11 protein-coding genes are annotated in these 18235 nt (G+C 64.7%); 2 read left to right on the top strand and 9 right to left on the bottom strand.

Translation table 11 applies throughout. The features are described 5' to 3' along the window. Positions 1-45: 45 nt before the first annotated feature. Both BLS75_RS08060 and BLS75_RS08055 read left to right on the top strand, forming a co-directional pair. Positions 46-936: an ATP-binding protein gene (locus BLS75_RS08060; protein ID WP_019092871.1), complete on the top strand. Its 891-nt coding sequence runs from the start codon at positions 46-48 to the stop codon at positions 934-936. Then, positions 933-1415 carry a GAF domain-containing protein gene (locus BLS75_RS08055; protein WP_011062515.1) on the top strand — a complete coding sequence of 161 codons (483 nt, stop codon included), beginning with the start codon at positions 933-935 and terminating at the stop codon, positions 1413-1415. Before BLS75_RS08060 ends, BLS75_RS08055 begins: the two co-directional genes overlap by 4 nt. Before the next feature lie 5 nt (positions 1416-1420). Here the strand turns inward: BLS75_RS08055 and BLS75_RS08050 are convergent, their stop codons facing one another. From BLS75_RS08050 to BLS75_RS08010, 9 genes are all read right to left on the bottom strand, one after another. Further along, positions 1421-4369, bottom strand: a complete 2949-nt coding sequence (locus BLS75_RS08050) for an HD domain-containing phosphohydrolase (protein WP_072450613.1) — start codon at positions 4367-4369, stop codon at positions 1421-1423. Positions 4370-4489: 120 nt separating this feature from the next. Next, on the bottom strand, positions 4490-6232 hold the full coding sequence (locus tag BLS75_RS08045; RefSeq protein WP_072450983.1) for a response regulator: 1743 nt from the start codon (positions 6230-6232) through the stop codon (positions 4490-4492). Positions 6233-6275: 43 nt separating this feature from the next. Next, positions 6276-6902 (bottom strand): response regulator transcription factor, encoded by a 627-nt coding sequence (locus BLS75_RS08040; protein WP_019096116.1) that lies wholly within the window; start codon positions 6900-6902, stop codon positions 6276-6278. Between the two features lie 202 nt (positions 6903-7104). Continuing rightward, complete coding sequence (locus BLS75_RS08035) at positions 7105-12063, bottom strand: hemagglutinin repeat-containing protein (RefSeq protein ID WP_072450612.1); 4959 nt, start codon at positions 12061-12063, stop codon at positions 7105-7107. 104 nt (positions 12064-12167) lie between these two features. Beyond that, entirely contained in the window at positions 12168-13835 is a 1668-nt protein-coding gene (locus tag BLS75_RS08030) for a ShlB/FhaC/HecB family hemolysin secretion/activation protein (RefSeq protein ID WP_219737557.1), read from the bottom strand. A gap of 825 nt (positions 13836-14660) precedes the next feature. Then, positions 14661-15992 (bottom strand): deoxyguanosinetriphosphate triphosphohydrolase, encoded by a 1332-nt coding sequence (locus BLS75_RS08025; protein ID WP_011062510.1) that lies wholly within the window; start codon positions 15990-15992, stop codon positions 14661-14663. 225 nt (positions 15993-16217) lie between these two features. Continuing rightward, on the bottom strand, positions 16218-17381 hold the full coding sequence (locus BLS75_RS08020; protein WP_053153063.1) for an EAL domain-containing protein: 1164 nt from the start codon (positions 17379-17381) through the stop codon (positions 16218-16220). Between the two features lie 125 nt (positions 17382-17506). Further along, a complete protein-coding gene (locus BLS75_RS08015; RefSeq protein ID WP_011062508.1) occupies positions 17507-17848 on the bottom strand; it encodes a hypothetical protein in 342 nt (113 codons plus the stop codon). Beyond that, a complete protein-coding gene (locus BLS75_RS08010) occupies positions 17845-18234 on the bottom strand; it encodes a phage holin family protein (RefSeq protein ID WP_011062507.1) in 390 nt (129 codons plus the stop codon). The genes BLS75_RS08015 and BLS75_RS08010 overlap by 4 nt, the downstream gene beginning before the upstream one ends. Position 18235: the final 1 nt, after the last annotated feature.

Here is an 18235-nt window from a genome sequence, read left to right as displayed (position 1 = left end):
CTCTGTGTGCCGCATCATTACCTTGAACGTGCCTGAGGAAAAGTCGTGGATGCTCGATTGAATGCATTTCTTGAACGTGCCGATGCGGTTCTGGCGCGGATTGAACCCTTGTTGCCCACCCTGCGCCAGCCCATCGACTGGAATCAGTGCCTGGCGGCCCGCTGGCAGCGTGAAGGGCGCAGCGGTTTCCTGCTGCCGCTGGAAGTCAGCCTGGACATGCGCCTGAGCGACCTGATCGGGGTCGACAAGCAGCGTGAGCAACTGGCGCGCAACACCCAGCAGTTCCTTGACGGCCTGCCAGCCAACCATGCCCTGCTCTGGGGCTCGCGTGGCACTGGCAAGTCTTCCCTGGTACGGGCCCTGCTGGCCGAGCACGCCAAGGGTGGCTTGCGGCTGATCGAGATCGAGCGCGACCACCTGGCGGACCTGCCGCGGGTGGTGGAACAGCTGGTCAAGCTGCCCCAGCGTTTCGTGCTGTTCTGCGACGACCTCTCGTTCGAGGCCGGCGAGGGCGATTACCGGGTGCTCAAGAGCGTGCTCGACGGCTCCCTGGAGCAGGCCCCGGAGAACGTGCTGCTGTACGCCACCTCGAACCGCCGGCACCTGGTGCCGGAAAAGGAAAGCGACAACGAGAACTGGAAGCGCGTCGACGGCGAGCTGCATCCCAGTGAAGCCGTGGAAGACAAGATCGCCCTGTCGGACCGTTTCGGCCTGTGGCTGTCGTTCTATCCCTTCACCCAGGAGCACTTCCTCAACGTGGTGGAGCACTGGATCGGCGAACTGGCGCGCAAGGCCGGCCTCGACTGGCAGCGTGACGAAGAACTGGACATCCTCGCGGTACGCTGGGCCACCGGCCGGGGCAACCGCAATGGCCGTTGTGCCTATCAATTTGCCCGCTATTGGGTGGGCCTGCAGTTGTTGGAGCAAAAAGCATGATCGATTTGCAAAGCGCCGGCCAAGGCCTGGACGGTTACGGGCTGCTGTGCGCGCAGTTGGAGTCGCTGCTGGCCGATGAGCGTGATTTCATCGCCAACGCTGCGCAGTTTTCAGCCTTCCTTTATAGCCAGCTGGAGGACCTGAACTGGGCGGGGTTCTACCTCAACCGCAACCAGGAGCTGGTGCTCGGGCCGTTCCAGGGGCAGATCGCCTGCGTGCGGATTCCGTTTGGCCGTGGCGTCTGCGGTACCGCGGCGGCGACTCTGCAGACCCAGCGGGTGGAAGATGTGCACGCCTTTGCCGGGCACATTGCCTGTGACAGCGCCTCCAACAGCGAGCTGGTGGTGCCGCTGGTCAAGGACGGCCGGTTGATCGGCGTGCTCGACCTGGACAGCCCGAAGCTGGCGCGCTTCGGTGTTGCCGACCAGGCGGGAATCGAGCAACTGGCGGCGATCTTTCTGCGCCTGAGCGACTGCTGAAGCCCTCAGGTGCTCAAGCCCGCCTTCTTGAGCAGTGAACCCTGGTCCACCGGGTCGACCTGTTGCGGCGTCAGGAAACGCTCCGCGTAGCGCTGGTAGATCCGCTGCTGGATGAACAGCTCGAACAGCTCGGGATCGATATGGGCATCGCGGCACATCATGGCCATGATGTTCAGCGCCTCGCTCAGGGTCTTGCCCCTTTTGTAGGGGCGGTCTGCCGCCGTCAGGGCCTCGAAGATGTCGGCGATGGCCATCATCCGCGCGGGCAGGCTCATCTGTTCGCGCTTGAGCTGCTTGGGGTAGCCGGTGCCGTCCATCTTCTCGTGGTGGCCGCCGGCGATCTCCGCCACGTTCTGCAAGTGGCTGGGGAAGGGCAGGTGCTCGAGCATGATGATGGTCTGCACGATGTGGTGGTTGATCACATAGCGTTCTTCGGCCGTCAGTGTGCCCCGGGCAATGCTCAGGTTGTACAGCTCACCACGGTTGTACTTGTGGCTGGGCACCTGCAGTTTGAAGCCCCAGGGGTTGTCCGCCGCCATGACTTCCGTGGCGCTGCGCTCCAGCAGGTGTTCGGGCTTGTCCGCCAGTAGCGGTTCCAGCACCGGCAGGCTCGGCGCCGGGGTGCGTTCCTGGCGCTGGTTCTCCTCCCAGGAAACCCCCAGGCGATCGTCCAGGGTCCGGCTCCAGGTGCGTTGGGCGATGCGCTGCAGGCGCTGCTGATCGGCCTCGGCCATGAATTCGGTGCCCATGTTGCAGCGGGCGACAAAGGCGAAGTCATCGTCCAGGGCCAGCAGCCGGGCCTCGCGCTCGGCGGCAAGAGGCTGTTCGTCGCCGCCCAGGGCCAGGGCGCGCCAGTAGTCGATCCAGGCGTCGCGCTTGAGCACCTCGAAGCGGGTGCGGATTTCATGGATGCGGTTGTTCAGGGTTTCCAGCTTGGTGGCTTTGTCCACCACGTATTCCGGGGTGGTGACCTTGCCGCAGTCGTGCAGCCAGGCGGCGATGTGCAAGGCTTCCCACTCGTCCTCGCCGGGCTGGTAGGCAGCGAATCGCGGGTCCTGGCTGGCGGCGGCCGCCTCGGCCAGCATCAGGGTCAAGGCCGGTACCCGCTGGCAGTGGCCGCCGGTGTAGGGGCTCTTGGCGTCGATGGCCCCGGCCAGCAACTGGATAAAGGCATCCAGCAACTGTTTCTGCTTGTTCTGCAGGCGCTGGCTCTCGATGCACAGGGCGGCGGTGGCGGACACGGCCTGGATAAAGGCGATGCGGTCCGGGCTGAGTTTGTCCAGGTCGGCCTCGGCGCCGCTGTCCACCAGGAACAGCAGGAGCATGCCTATGGTTTCGTTGTGCCGGTTGCGCAGTCGGATGCCCATCAGGTGCGCACTGGGACTGTCGAGGGCCAGCAACACGCTCTGCAGGTCCGCGGCCTGATCGAATCCCAGGGTGGTGACCACGCTGTCGTTGTGGGTCAGCTGGCTCAGCCACTCGGGAGTCCGGCTGTCCGCCAGTTCCCGGGAGCCGATGGGGAACTGCGTCATGTCCTGGGGCTGGCCATCGATGATCAGCCCATGGGGCTCCAGGCGCGTGCCCTTGCTTTCACAGAGGTAGATCAGGCCGGCCTGGGCCTGGGCGATCTTCACGGTCTCGAACAGCACCCGTTGCAGCAGCGGGTCGAAACGGGTTTCGGCGGACAGGCTGGCGTTGATCTCGAAAAAGCTCGCCAGGGTGTCTTTCATCCGCGCCATCGAGATGCTCAGTTGATCAACCTCCAGCACCGGTGAACGCCGGGAAACCGGATAGTCGAAATCGAAACTGCGGATCGCGTCGGCTTCCTGCACCAGGGCGTGCAGCGGCCGTACCAGGACCCGGGAGATCAGCCAACCAAGGGGCAGGCACAGCAGCAGGGTGGTGAGGGTGATCAGCGCGCCTTGCCAGCGCAGGCGATAGGCGTCGGCCAGAAGTTCGTCCTCGGGCACCAGCAGCGCCAGTTGCAAGCCGCCGGGGCCGCCCTCGGCGATATGGCCGCTGGCGACAATCCAGCTGCGCCCCTGGGCCTGCAGATGGCCGCCTTCGGTCTGGCCACGCATCAGGGCAGCGAGCGCCGGGCTCAGGTCGTTCGCCTTGACCAGCCGCGCACTGCGTTGTTCCGGCAGCAGCTTCTGGCTGTCCGGGTAGGCCACGACGTTGCCCAGGTCATCCAGCAGGGCAACCTCGGTGGAGGGTGTGACGCGGTGCTTGGCCAGGGTCGAGGACAGCTGTTCCAGGGTCAGGTCGGCGGCGATCACGGCCATCTTGCCGCTGTGCCGGGCCAGGGTAGTGCCGACGTTCTGGGTGGAAAAGAACACATAGGGGCGGGTAGTGATCTGGTCGGCGTCGCCCCGGGCGCTGGAGAACCAGTCGCGGTTACGTGGGTCGTAGCGCTCGTCGGGGTGCTCCAGGCGGTCGATCAATACCAGCGTGGGGTCATAGAACAGCGATTGGGAATGGACTTGGCCGGTGCGCGAGTCGCGTTCGATGCTCCACACCTCGTAGGCACTGCTCTGCGGGGCCTGGCGCCTCTCGCGGATCTGCGGATTGCGCAGTGGCCGCACCATGAAGAAATCGCCATTGGCGTAGCCCAGGTACAGCGAAGCCAGGTCCGGGTTGTCCAGCAGGGCCTGGCTGAAAGGCCGCAGCAGGGTCAACCGGTCTTCCAGGTTCGCCGCCTGGGCCGCCGGCGAGCCCGCCAGCAGGCTGAGCAGATGGCGCATGGGATCGTAGGTGGCCTTGACGTCGCTGCGTACATCCAGCTCGATGCGCTGGAAAAGCTTTTCGCTGCTGTCGAGGATCAGCCGCGTGGTCTGCTGGTAGTTGTAGAGGCCCAGCACCACACCCGTCAGGAGCAACAGCAAGGTGAACATTGCACTGATATGGATATGCAGAGGAAAGCGGCGTTGCGCTAAGGCAAGGGTGCTCAGCATTCCAATTCACTCCAAAGGCACACGAGGCATGGCTCAGGACCCAAGCATAGTTAAGGCTGGCACTGCCTGCCTTGGCTTTACCGGGGACCGAGGGTGTCGAGGAAACCGTTGCTACGGGTTTCATGGGTGTGGCTGACGGCGAGGCAATACTGGCCTTTTGCTATTTTCCTGGCAAGAGGCAGGCAGGGTTGCTTCGTGGGGCAGCGCAGGTTGCGATTGAGCCTGGCCTTCGAGGTGTCGGTGCAGGGATTGGGCAAGGCGTATCAGGGCCAGGTCCAGGGCGCGCACAGCGGTGCTGATGACGGTAGCCCCGGCCCGTTCCAGGCAAGCCCGCTCCAGGTTTTCACAGCAGTTCTGCAGGGGTGTGGCCCGGACCATCAGCGCCGAGCCCCTGATCTTGTGGGCCAGTTCCAGCAGGGCGGCGAAATCGTCGGGCGGTATCCTCCCCAGCAGGTGGCGATCCTCACGGCAACACTGCAACAATTTTTCCAGCAGGCTCCGGACAAGCTGCGGCTTGCCATGGGTCAGGGTGAACAAGGCTTCTATGCTGAAACTGTCCGGCCTTGGCAGGGGGCGCAGCGTCGCCAGGCGCGAGCCCAGCAACTCCAGCCCCAGGGGCTTGCACAGGCAATCGTGCATGCCGGCATCCAGGCCACGCTGATGCGTCTGCGGGTCGTTGCTGGCGCTGCTGCCGATCAGGTTGACCGCCGGGCCGGAACCTTCGCTACGGCGTATGGCCTCGGCCAGTTGGTAGCCATTCATCAAGGGCATGTTGCAGTCGACGATCAGCAGGTCGAAATCGCCCTCGCGCCATAGCTGATAGGCCTGCAACCCGTTCCCGGCGCAGGTGACCCGGTGCCCGAGGTGCTCCAGTTGCCCTTGCAGCAAGGTCAGGCTGGCAGGGTGATCGTCTGCCAGCAGCACATCCAGCGGCAGTTGGGCTGCAGCCGGCGTGGCGGCGACGGGCCTGGGGGCGACGGCCGTGCGGCCGGGCAAGGTCAGCCTGACCTGCACTTCGCATCCGGGGCCCGTGCGGCCATGCAGGCTCAGGCTGCCCCCCATCTGCAGGCACAGCTGATGGCTGATGGGCAGGCCCAGACCACTGCTGTCCCGTGGCGACTGGCTGGTCGGTTCCACCTGGGCGAAGGGCTGCAACAGGCGCTGGCGCTCCTGTGGGGGAATGCCGATGCCGGTGTCCAGCACCCGCAGTAGCAGGTCGAAGTGCCCGGGGCGCGCCGCCGGCAGCAATTGCAGCTTGACCTGCACCTTGCCCTGTCGGGTGAACTTGAGGGCATTGCTCAACAGGTTGGTCAGGATCTGCTTGAAACGCAGGCCATCTACCAGTACCTGGGGTTCGGGGGACGGAGCCTGGAATTCCAGGCTCAGGTCCAGGTTCTTCTGCCGGGCCAGGGCCTGGAACACCCCCAGCACTGCCTCGGCGCTGTGGCTCAGGCAGGTCCAGGCCGGGTTCAGTTGCAGTTGCCCGGACTCGATCCGGCTGATGTCCAGCAGGTCGCCGAGCAGCTCCCGCAGGTCACTGGCGGCACCCAGGGCCAGCTCTAGGGAAACACGGTTGGCTGAGCCGGCCTCGGTGCGTTGCAGCACCAGCTCCAGGAGGCCGATGAAGGCGTTCAGTGGTGTGCGGATCTCATGGCCAAGGTGGCCGAGGAACTGGCCTTTCAGGCGGTTGGCCCGTTCGGCCTGCTGCAGGCTGGTGCCCAGGGTTGCCACCGTCTGTTGCAGCGCCTGGACCTGTTGCCGGTGTTGGCGCAGTTGCCGGTACAGGCAGGCCAGGCCCAGCCCGGCAACAATCGACAGCAACAGCAGGGCAGCAACGCCCATCGGCAGCAGGGCCGGAGTCATGGCCAGGGTACCCGGCACATCGGGGAAGGGGCTGGCTGGCGGTTCATATCAATGCGTTACGCTTGGCCATGTCCACCAGTTCACTCATCGAAGTGGTCGCTAGTTTCTGCATGATGCGTTTCTTGTAGGTGCTGACGGTCTTGTTGCTGAGAAACATGCCGGCGGCAATTTCCTTGTTGGTCTGGCCCATGGCGAACAGCTGCAGGACCATCAACTCCCGGTCATTGAGTGAGTTGAACTGCGCCAACTCCAGCGGCGAGCCAAGGGTGTTGCGGTCAACCTGCAGGGCCAGGCTGGGGAAGTAGTTGTAGCCGCTGCAGATTGCCTTGATGGCGCTGAGCAGCTCGCTCATGTCCTCCTGTTTGCAGACGTAGCCACAAGCCCCGGCGCGCATGCAGCGGTTGGCGAACAGGGCGGCGGACTGGGCGGTCAGGACCAGGATCCGCGAGCGCCTCGGCATGTTGCCGAGGCGCTCCAGCAGTTCCAGCCCGTCCAGCTTGGGAATGCAGATATCGAGGATGACCAGGTCCGGTTCGCAATCACGGACCATCTGCAGTGCATCGACGCCGTTATCGGTTTCACCAACGATCGAATACCCCTCGTGCTCCAGCAGGATACGAATGGCCATGCGCACCACGGGATGATCATCAATGATTAGTACCGAGCCCATACAGGCCTCCAGCCGACCAATGGAAAGCCCGAACGTTAGCCCAGCTGATGGAGGGGAAAAGTTGCGAAAGAGCGGTTAGACGCAATCTAGGAAGCGTCTTACACAGAATAAGGGGAGGGATTACAGGCAGTTGGCATCTAATGGAAGTTCAACAGGGTGGGGCACCCAGGCCGCCCTCCGAGGAGGGAGGGCGGCCATGGCCTCATGGCGTTTTCTGATCGATACCGGCTTGCAGCAACTGGCTGTTGCTGTGACCGCCGACACGCAGCGGGCCGAGGTTGAACACCTGGTCCTTACTGGTGGCTTCGTCCTGTTTGCGGGTCAGCTCGCTACCGGCGCCCAGGACCAGGTTGACCGGTGACTTGGACAGGTTGAGCCCGGCATCAACGCGGTAGTCCGAGCCGGCCAGGGCGTTGCTGGTGACCTTGGAGCCCCCCAGGTCGACCCGACCCTCGCTGGCACCGATGCGTGCACCGGTGAGCGTGGTTTCGCCGCTGACCCGCAGGTTCACCCCTTGCTGGCCACGGATGCCCGAGGCCTGCTCCACACTGTCCTTGCCAGCATGGCTCAAGCCCAGGTTCAAGGTCGGGGTGTAGGAGGTGTTGCCGCTCTTGTCGCCGAACAGCACGCCTTCAGCGGTGTTGGCCACCTTGCTGCCGGTAGTGTTCTTTTCGCTGACCGAGTAGCTGTCGCTGGTTTTCGGCCAGAAGCGTTCCTTGAGGCTGGAGAAGCCATTGCCCACGGCGTCGGCCTTGTCGGCCAGGTAGCTCTTGGCCTTGTCCACACCGTTGCCAAAGGCGCCACGGGGCTCGGGGTTGACGTCGTAGCTGCCGCTGCGGCTGAGCTTCTCGCCCAGGCGCTCCTTGGCGTTGCTGGCCTGGGCGACCACGCTGTCCTTGGCCGAGCCGAGTTTGTCGACGCCCTTGTCCACGGCGTTCTCCAGTTTCTCGCGGTGCTTGTCGAAGCCTTTCTCGGCCTTGGCCTTCAGGTCGTCCTTGAGCGGGCCGGCCGGCTTGGCCAGCTTGTCCACCAGCCCGGGCTGGTTCTTCGCCACCTCCAGCTTGGCGTCGATATTGACCTGGGTGCTGCGCAGGCGGTCCTGGCGGCTTTCGATGTCGAGGCGGCCACCGATGGCCCCGTCGACCCGTTGCGCGTCGATGTTGGCCCCGGCCAGATGCACGTTGCCGGCGCTGTTGAGGACCACCTGGTCGGCCTTGATCAGGCTGTTGTGCTGGGTGGTGCTCTGGCGCTGGTCGACGTCGATCTTGGCCCGGGCGTTGATCCCGCGGTCGATTTTCGGCGAGTCGTGCTCGCTGGCATCGGCCAGGGTGGTCTTGCCCATGCTGCCACCGGCGCCCAGGGTCAGGCCCCAGTTGTCATGGGCCTGGGTAGAGTGCGCCGACTCCTGGAAGATGCCGCCCTGGGCCGCATCCAGGACGACCTTGCCGGCATCGATCCGGGTGCCCTGCAAGTGAATCGCGTCGTCGCCGGTGGCGGCGCTGCCCAGCAGGACCTGGCCCTGGCTGTAGAGTTGCGCGCCGCGCTGGCCCTGGTCGTTTTCAGAGACCCGGCCAATGTTGAAGTTGGCGCTGAGGTTGGCGCTCTTGCCGCTGCTTTGCTCGCTGCTAGTTTTACTGGCACCGGCGGTGAGCCCGCCACCCAGGTTGCTGCCCTGGCTGGTGTGGGTGTCCACGGCGGCTTGCAGGTCCAGCTTGCCGCCAGCGTCCAGGCGGATATCGCCGGTAGGCCGTGCCGCGTTGCCGATCTGCGTGCCTTGCAGCGTCAGGTTGGCGCCGCTGTCGAGCTGCACCGGGCCCTGGCCCTGGATGCTGGCGACCCGCGCCTGGCTGTCCTGCTGCTCCAGGCTTTTGTGGTCCAACTGGACACCGGCACCCAGGTTGAGGTTGCCGCCGTTGCTGCCCGGGGTGGTGCCCAGGGTCAGCGAGGCGTCGCCACGCAGGCTGGAGTTGCTGCTGCTCTGGCGGTCATTGGCCTGGTTCAGCGCCAGTTCACCGCCGCTCTTGAGCTTCACGCCACCCTGACCGCCATTGAACTGGCTGCCTTCGAAGCGCCCGTCGCCGGCCAGCTGGATGTCCACGCCCTGGCTGGCGTTGTAGCTGCCGACCTGGGCCTGGTCCTTGCTGCTGGTGACGGTACTGCTGCCACCGGCGCCGCTGCCGCGGATGTTCAGGTCCTCGCCGGTATTGGTGTAGACCCGCACGCCGGCCTTGGCATCCAGGGCCTGTTCGCTGCTGCTGGTGCTGTTGCTGGCGGCGCTGGCCAGCAGGCTGTCGGCGCTGATTTTCACCGCGCCATCAGTGGCACGGTACTGGGTGCCCTGGTCCTGCAGTTGGCCTTTGACCTTGACCTCGACCTGGCCACCGCTCAACTGGCTGACCACTGCGGTGCCGCTGCTGCTGTCCAGCTGGCGGTTCTGGTGGCTGACGTCCACGTCCAGCCCGACGTTGGGCTGTTCCAGGGCATCGAGTACTCCCGGTTGATGGAACTTGCGTTGGGCCACGCCCTGGATGGCCTTCTCGATCGGCCGGGTGACGCCCTTGTATTCGACGTTGGCGCCGACATCCACTGCCCAGTTGTTGTCCTGGTGGTGGCTGGTTTCGCTGTTGCGGGCAGCCTTGTTCACCACCTCGCCGGCGTTGACCTGCAAGGTACCGCCAGCCTTGACCTGGGCCCCTTCGGTGGTCAGGCGGTTGCCGGCGTTGATGGTCAGGTTGCCGCTGGCGCCGATGTTGCTGGTTTGCGCGGTGCTCTTGCTGCTGCTGTCCTGGCTGCTGTTGTGCGCCACTTCCACGCCGTTGCCGGCCCGGTCCAGGCCGCCGGTGTAATAGAAACCGCCGCCGGTGGTGGTGCTGTCGCTGTGCTTCTCGGTTGTGTTGTCCGCGGCCAGCAACTGCACATGCTTGCCGCTCAGGCTGGCATCGCCGGCCGTGGCCGCAAGGTCGCTGCCTTGCACCTTGAGATCTTCGCCGGCAGTGACCGCCAGGGTGCCGCCGGTGAGGCTGGAGGCCTGTTGCCGGGTGCTGTCGTTGCTGTCGTTGCGCTGCTGATCCTGGTAGCGCACCCCGGCCCGGTATTGGCCGGTGCCCGGTGCATTTTCCTTGGCGTAGGCGTCGAAGCCGCGCTTCTGGGTGCTGCTGCTGTCGTGCTGGGTGTCTTCGGCGGCCGCGACCTTGATCGTGCCCTTGGCGCTGGCGTCCAGTGCCCCTGCTGCGGCAACCTGGGAGCCGCTGACGGTCAGGTCCTCGGCGCTTTGCAACTTGAGGTTGCTGTCCGAGCGCAACTGGCTGCCGACCGTGGTGCTGCCCTTGTTCTGCTGGCGGCTCTCGTCCTTGGCAATGCCGAAGAACTTGCTGTCCTTGCTGTGGTTGTTGCTGTGGGACGTGTCCCGCACGCCGTCGATGGTCAGCGCGCCCTTGTCACTGATGACGCTGGCCTCGGTGCCACCCCGGGCCTGGCTGCCGCTGATGCGTACGCTGTCGGCGCGCACGATCAGCTTGCCGTCGGCGTTGACCTTGCTGCCCTGGTTCTGGGTCTTGCCCTGGTCGCCGTCGGCGTTCTTGCCGAAGAAGCCACCGCCCACCAGGTCGCCGGAGTAGCGCTGGTTGCTCTGGCTCTGCTGGCGGCTGGCGCTGGTGATGTCGACGTCCTTGGCGCTCAGCAGGATGTCGCCCTGGCTGTGCAGCTCGGCGCCCTGCAGTTGCAGTGTCTGCTGGCTGGTCAGTTCCAGCTGCTTGCCGCTCTTGAGCTGGCTGGTGACGGTGCGCTGCTCGCTGCTGGCGTTGTCCCAGTTTTCCTTCCACAGGTGCTTGCGATGCTGGCCCTGGTCACGCTGGGTGTGGGTCTCGGTGGCGGCGGTCAGGCGCAGGTCGCCGCCGCTTTGGGCGCTCAGGCGATTGCCGGCCTCGACGCTGCTGCCCTGGATCTGGGTGCTGGCGCCGGAATTCAGCTCGGCATCCTGCCGGGCGACGACCTTGTTACCGTGCTGGCGGCTGTCGCTGTCGGTGTGGGTACTGTCGTAGGTTTCCCAGGTGATGCCGATGGTGCTGTTTTCCCATTGCTGGCGTTTTTCCTGGAGCTTGCGGCTTTCGATGCTGCTCAGGGTCAGGTTGCGCCCGGCGTCGAGCTTGACGTTGCGGCCACTGACATCGGTGGCGGCCAGGGTCAGGTCCTTGGCTCCGTGCAGCTCGATGTCGCCCTGGCTGCTGACCCCGGCACGGATCGCGTCGAGGCTGTTGTCCACGGCCTGGCCACGGATGTCCAGGTCACCGGCGGAACTCAGCTTGACCCCGTCGCGGCCGTCCACCTGGACGGCGCCGACACGCACCCCGGCACCTTCGGCGGTGCTGACGATATTGATCCGCCCGGCCTGCATGGCACCGAACAGGCTGGCGTCGATGCGCTGCTCCTGGGTGCGGCTTGCCGGGTCGACGTTACGCACCTGGCCGCTGGGGTAGTCCAGCTGGTTGCGACCGACGGTGACATTCAACTGGTCTCGGGCCTTGAGGGCGCCCTGGCTGTCGATGCGCGGGGCGATCAGATTGATCGAACCCTCGGCGTTGCGCAGGCCACCGCCCTGGATAGCCAACTGGCCGCGGGCATCCTGGGTGTTGAGCCCTTGCAGCTTGCCGTCCTGGAGTTCCGGGCGGCCCACCACCAGGCTGGCATTGGGGGTGTTGATGAAGCTGCCGCCATTGACCGAGATGCCATTGGGGTTGGCCAGCACGAAGTCGGCGGCGCGGCCGAAGATCTCCTGGGCACCATTGAGTTGCGAGGCATTGCGGCTGATCACTTCGTTGAGGATCACGCTGGCCGCCTGGCCGTGGAACTGCTGGTTGGCCGCCAGTTGCCCGGCCAGTTGCGACTGCCCGGCCTGCAAGGCGTTGTTCAGTACCACGCCCTGTTGCCCGACGTTGTAGTCCAGGAACTGGTTGTGGGACAGGCCGCCGGCATTGGGCGCGACGATGTTGACGATAGGTACGCCACCCTGGTTTTGCAGCTGGGGGATGCCGCCGGGCCCCTCGGCCACGGTGATCCCGCCGGCCAGGGCCAGGGGCAGATGGGAGACCAGCAGCAGGCCGGCGATGGTCCAGCGCAATGTGCCCTGGGGCGAAAGGTGGAACCTGTGAGTGTTGTCAGGCATGAGAACCTCGTTCTGAGTGGGGTGAGCCGGGCGTTGCTTTCTAAGGGGGCAACGGCGCGTGATGCTCAGGTTCGTCGGTTGATTCAGGCTAATCGGCGGTCGGGTCAAATCTGCAGGCTGAACCTGGCCAGCCAGACTTCCGGCTCCGTTCGGAAACCTTCTGGGGTGTTGAGGCTGCGTTGGTAGTCCAGGTCGACCTGGAGTTTTTTCCAGCTCAGGTTGAGCCCCAAGCTGGCACCGCTCAGCTGCCGGCTCCGGGCGCCGTGCTCGGCCTTGATCCAGCCGTTGTCCAGCCCCAGGCGCGGGGTGATCTTGACCGGCAGGTCGTTGTCGAGCGGCAGGCGCAGGGTGTTGCGCCATACCGCGCCAATGGCGCCGGAAGCACTGTTGATGCGATAGCCGCGCACCGCCGAATCGTCGGTGCCCAGCAGTTGTTCGATGGCCGGCAGCGGGTCCGGGCTGTACTGCGCCGAGAGCTGGCTCTGCCACTGCCAGCGCTGGGTGCCCAGCTGGCCGTTGCGCCACTGGCTGAGGCCGGCGCGGTACTTGCGGAACTGCGCCTGGGGTAGGTTGCGCTGTACCTGCTGCGAGTCGCGGTCGGCGCCGAACCAGGTCAGGCCCTGGGCGTAATTCACATCCAGGTTCCACACTGCGCTGTCGAGCCAGAACAGGTTGAGCCCGGCTTCGGCCACGGTCAGGGTCGGGCTCTGGATCTGCAGGTGGGCCTTCTGCAGGTAGCTGTCCACATCCTTGTAGGCCAGTTGCAGGTTGGCGCTGAGCTGGTGGCTCTGGTCGCGCCACAGCACCCGGTCGGCGCGGCCGCTGACCATGTCGGTACGCCCGCTGTTGTACAAGGTGGTGCGGGGCAGCTTGAGCGGCGCGCGGTATTCGGCATGGCTGGCGAACAGGCTGTAGGTCCAGTAGCCGTAGGGCACCGAGTAGAACAGGCTGCTGCTGCGGCTGTAGCGCGGGCCGTGGTTGAGGGTGTCGCTGTAGTTCAGGTTCAGCGCATCGTTGATCTGCAACGGGCTGTCGAGATTGAGGTTGATCGACTGCCGGTCACGCCCGGTGCCGGCGCTGCCCAGGTTGTCCACCCCCAGGCCCAGGCCCCAGCGTGCGGCGCTGCTGCGCGAGCGCAGGATGATCCGCGAGGCTCCGGGCTGGCTGCCGGGGGCGATGTCGGCGGTCAGGTCCAGGGAGCGCAGGCGGTTCAGTTGATCCAGGCCCTGCTCCAGGTCCCGCAGGTACAGGGGCTTGCCGAGCATGCCCGGGAAAGCGCCGCGCAGGGATACCGGCAGGCTCTGGTCGGCCAGTTCGATGGCTTCGACGTAGCCTTCCTCTACCAGGATATCCAGGCTGTGCCCGGCCGCCGGAGTGCTGGCCAGGTAAGGGCGGCTGGCGATGTAGCCGGCCTCTACATAGAGGCGAGTGATGGCCGCCAGCAGTTGGTTGATCTGATTGGCCCCCATGCACGGCGCGACATACGGCTTGATGTAGGCGTTGAGCCGGGCCTTGTCGAACAGGCTGACGCCGCCGATGCGGGTGCCGCTCAGGGGCCAGCAGCGCTCGTCGCTGGCAGTCTGCGCAGGTTGGCTGGGGGCCGCCGGGGTGCTGCTGAAACTGCCGCGCTGCATCTGCCGCTGGCGCTGTTCCAGTTGCAGTTGTTGCAGGTCCCGTTGCTGTTGTTGCTGCAGGCGCAGGGCTTCCTGGCCCGGTTGCAGGTTATCGGCCAGGGCCGGCGTCAGGTACGTCAGGCCCAGCAGCAGTCCCAGGCACCAAGTGCTGGTGTGGGGGAGAAGGGAGCGGTCAGTGCGTAATGAATAGGGCACTTGGCATCCTTACTGTAATAAGACGAAGTGACAGACACTCGGAAAGCCGGGTATGAGGCTCAACTAGTGGCGTCGCTTTTAGTTCTGCCCTGTGAACGCTAGATACCTTCGATATCTATATCTGAGGTTCAGTGCTCAAGTGCTCGGAAGTGACAGTTCCTGAGTAAGTGCCGGATGGGTTAGTGCAAATTCAGGTATGACAAAAGGGTTGAGTGAGTTGCAGTGGAAACGTTACAGCGCAGCGCAAAATTAATTTTTCCGGGGGTGGTCAGCGGGGGGAATAGCCTGTGAAATCGAGACTATCCGAAACCCAAAAGGCTATTTGTACGTAAATTGTAAATACATAGAAGGCTAACGGAATTTGCTTGTCAGCCCTGATTGGCAAGGGGTGTGGCGCTCGGGTGAATTATTCAAAGGTAGGATGTTTGGTTGAATGGCTAACTGGATGTTTAATTCTGTAATCGTCAGTTCGTATATCAACTTGCGAGCGCCAAGTGTTTTCGGCTACTTACTCTTTCTGTTTGAGTAGTTGCTCTATTGTTGTTCTTGTTTGATCGGGCTGTTGTTGCTAGGGGATCTCCTTAGATGTCTTGGTGGTAAGAATTCTGCACTGCACCCATAGTTTCTGGTGGTGCCGCCGGCGAAATTATCGACGTATAGAAAACTATGTAGCGATACTCTGGCTAGGGGATTCCCTTAGTTGCAGATTGGATGTCGCAGGTCATATCAAGTGCCTGGCACAGTGGCCGGGCACTTGATGAATGACGGTTATTGCGGGCTGGAGCGCCCGGTCATTTCCCGGGCCATCTCACTGGCATAGCTGTCGGTCATGCCGGCGATGAAATCGATCATGCGCAGGAACGAGGTATGCAACGGCCAGTTCGGGTCCGGTGCGTTATTGCCCAGCAGGTCGAGGATCCGCCGGTTCTTGAACGAGGGGGTCTTGCCGCCATGCTGTTCCAGCGCCGCGCCGCAGAAGGAGTTCAGCAGGATCTCCAGGGTGGTGTAGGCGCCGATCTCGTGCAGGGTCTTGCGCTTGTCCTGGAAGATCTTGCGCCGCGCCACATCCTTGGCATTGAGTACGCAACGCTTGGCCGGACCATGCATGTGCTCCACCAGGTCGCCGTGCAGGGTGCCGGCCAGCAGGGCGTCCTGCTGTTCGACAAAGGCCCGGGCGGCGGCGTTGGTCAGGTGCTCGATGGCCTTGCCCCGCAGGATTGCCAGGCGTCGCCGGCGCGAATCGCTGGGGCCCAGCTGGCGATAGGTTTCCGGCAGGTCGTCGCCCACCAGGCCGAGTAGCAACGCCTCGACTTCGGCGTACTCCAGCAGGTCCATCTCCAGGCCGTCCTCAAGGTCGATCAGGGCGTAGCAGATGTCGTCCGCCGCTTCCATCAGGTACACCAGCGGGTGCCGGGCCCAGCGCTGGTCTTCCAGCTGTGGCAGGCCCAGCTTGTGGGCGATCTGTTCCAGCAGCGGCAGCTCGCTCTGGTAGCAGCCGAACTTGTGCTTCTTGTAGCCCAGGGAGTCGGCATGGCGCGCGGTCCAGGGGTACTTGAGGTAGGTGCCGAGGGTGGCGTAGGTGAGCCGGGTGCCGCCATCGAACTGGTGGTATTCGAGCTGGGTGAGCACCCGGAAGCCCTGGGCGTTGCCTTCGAAGTTGAGGAAGTCCTGGCGTTCGGCCTCGCTCATCGCATCCAGCCAGCCCCGCCCGGCGGCTTGCTGGAACCAGTGGCGGATGGCGTCTTCCCCGGAGTGGCCGAAGGGCGGGTTGCCGATGTCGTGGGCCAGGCAGGCCGATTGCACCACCATCCCCAGGTCGCTGGGCTCACACCAATCGGGCAGGGCGCTGCGCAGGGTCTCGCCGACGCGCATGCCCAGGGAACGACCTACACAGCTGACTTCCAGGGAGTGGGTCAGGCGGGTGTGGATATGGTCGTTGCTGGACACCGGGTGCACCTGGGTCTTGCGCCCCAGGCGGCGGAAGGCACCGGAGAAGATGATGCGGTCGTGGTCTTTGTGGAAAGGGCTACGGCCGAGTTCTTCCGGGCTGTGCACTGGCTTTCCGAGGCGTTCGCGGTTGAGCAGGGTCTGCCAATCCAAGGCGGGTCTCTCCGAAAAAAACTGAAGGGCAGAGCTTCCGGTTTCTCGAGCGTGGCCGCAAGAGGCGCATGGTCTGCGCTTGTGTCGACGCCTTTGCTGGCAAGCCAGCTCCTGCACGGAAATGACCTGGCCTGCGGCCCACCTGTAGGAGCCGGCTTGCCGGCGAAAGGGCCCGCAGTTCGTGCATCCATCGTGGCGCTGCGTTCGCCGGCAAACGGGACGGGGTTACAGGCCGGCCGCGTCGATGTCGATCAGCAGCAGGCGCTGGCCGTTGTCGAAAAACTGCCCGGCGGTCAGGCAATACTGGTTGCTGGTGGCGTCGCGGTAGGTGTTGGACAGGGTCAGGCGTCGCTCCTCCCAGCCTTCGGCCAGCAGGTGATAGAAGTACGGGCGCCAGGACCAGTTGTGGCCAACGTAGCTGCTGTCGGCCTGCCAGCTGTTGTGGCGCCATTCCAGGTTCGGGGTCAGTTGGGTGCCATGGCGGTCGCACTGATAGAAACGCAGTAGCCAGGGAAAGGCCTCGACCCGGGGCAGTTGGCTGATGGGCGCCTGGGCCTGGGCCCAGGCCTGCAGCAGGTTCATCAGCTCGGCCAGTTGCAGGCGCATGCGCATCAGCCGGTTGCGTTCGGCCAGCTTGTGCCGCACGTAGCGCTCGCGCAGGCGGGCGAAGGGCTGGACGAAGGCATCGCTGGGGTAAAACTGTTGCTCGGCCTGGGCAAACAGGAAGCCCTGTACATAGCGCGAGCCGCACTCCAGGGCGAAATCCAGTTCGGCTTCGGTTTCCACACCTTCGGCGATGATCCAGCAGCCGGTCTTCTCCGCCATCTGCGCCAGGGCCTTGACCACGTCGCTGCTGGGGCCACCCCGGGCCGCGGCCTGGAACAGGCGCATGTCGAGCTTGAGGATGTCCGGTTGCAGGGCCAGCACCCGGTCCAGTTGCGAGTAGCCGGCGCCGAAGTCGTCGATGGCGATCCGTGCCCCGGCCTGACGATAGCGCGCCACCACTTCGCTGAGGCGTTGGCTGTTGCCCCCCAGTTCAGTGATCTCGAACACGATGCGCCGCGGGTCTACGCGGTTCTGCTGCAATTGCTTGAGGCTGGGCAAGGGCTGCCCGGGGCGCAGGCGGCTGATCCATCGGGGGGAAATGTTCAGGCTCAGGAACCAGTCCGCGGGTGCCTCGTGCAGGCGCCGCAGGGCGTCGTCGCGGATCAGCCGGTCAAGGCGGCGCAGGGCGCTGGAGGGGGTTCGAGGATCGGCGAACAGCGGCCCCACGGACGCCAGTTGGCCATTGTCCTGGCGCAGGCGGCCCAGGGCTTCGACCCCGGCGATACGCCCGGTGGCGGTGTCGATGAAGGGCTGGAAGCAGGCGAGCGGTTGCCCGTCGATCACAGGGCCTCCTTACAAGAGTCTGGGTGGAGTAGGGCCGTGGCTGACGGGGAGGCGGCCACGAACCGGCCCCTGGGTAAAGGGGCCGATCCGGGTTGCTTAGCAAGAATGCAGCCAGATAGCGCCGCTCAGGATTTGCGCGAGGAGCCTTGCATCACCAGCTTGATCAGCGGCACCAGCGTGGTGCCCAGGCGAACCAGGCGTGTGAGGCCGCCGGCACCGCCGCTCTTGGCACCCTTGCCGGTGATGAAGCCCAGTAGCGTCACCACTGCCACGCCCCAGAGCGGGGCGTGCTTGATGCCCAAGCCTTCCTGCCAGCTCTGCCCCAGGCCGCGGACCCGTTGCAGGGGTTGCAGCAGTTGCTGGGACTCGTGACGGATTTCCTGGCGGTGCATTTCCATGCGCAGGCGGATCAGTACCTTGCGCATTTCCCGGCGTGAAGTGTTCTGCGGGACTTCAGGCAGTTTCATGGCAGGAGGCGCTCCCGATCATTGGCCAACTCTTCGAGGGTGGCGTGGAAAGGTGAGGATTCATCGAAGATCGCTGCCTTGAGGCGCAATCCGCAGAAGATCGCCGCCAGGGTGTAGAACACGCACAGGCCGATGATTCCAGCCAGGCGATAGCTGTCCCACAACAGGATCAGCACCAGTGCCGACAGCCCCACCAGCAACAGCAGGGCGAACACCAGGGCCAGCCCGGCGAACAGCAGCAGGCTCACGGTGCGTGCTTTCTGCTCCTGCAACTCGATGCCGAACAGCTCGACATGGCTGTGCAGCAGCCCCAGGACTGCCGCCCCCAGGCGCCGCGAAGACGCGCTCGGGCCGCTGCCGGACGAAGTGGATTCGCCGATAGCCATA

This window comes from Pseudomonas sp. NFPP12, from assembly GCF_900103205.1.
Taxonomy (GTDB): Bacteria; Pseudomonadota; Gammaproteobacteria; order Pseudomonadales; family Pseudomonadaceae; genus Aquipseudomonas; species Aquipseudomonas protegens.
This window is presented reverse-complemented; position numbering and strand designations above follow the sequence as displayed.

Bases quoted from the DNA above. Each gene is read 5' to 3' on its own strand.
- BLS75_RS08055 (WP_011062515.1), top strand. From the start codon at position 933: ATGATCGATTTGCAAAGCGCCGGCCAAGGCCTGGACGGTTACGGGCTG.
- BLS75_RS08050 (WP_072450613.1), bottom strand. From the start codon at position 4,369: ATGCTGAGCACCCTTGCCTTAGCGCAACGCCGCTTTCCTCTGCATATC.
- BLS75_RS08045 (WP_072450983.1), bottom strand. From the start codon at position 6,232: ATGACTCCGGCCCTGCTGCCGATGGGCGTTGCTGCCCTGCTGTTGCTG.
- BLS75_RS08040 (WP_019096116.1), bottom strand. From the start codon at position 6,902: ATGGGCTCGGTACTAATCATTGATGATCATCCCGTGGTGCGCATGGCC.
- BLS75_RS08035 (WP_072450612.1), bottom strand. From the start codon at position 12,063: ATGCCTGACAACACTCACAGGTTCCACCTTTCGCCCCAGGGCACATTG.
- BLS75_RS08015 (WP_011062508.1), bottom strand. From the start codon at position 17,848: ATGAAACTGCCTGAAGTCCCGCAGAACACTTCACGCCGGGAAATGCGC.
- BLS75_RS08010 (WP_011062507.1), bottom strand. From the start codon at position 18,234: ATGGCTATCGGCGAATCCACTTCGTCCGGCAGCGGCCCGAGCGCGTCT.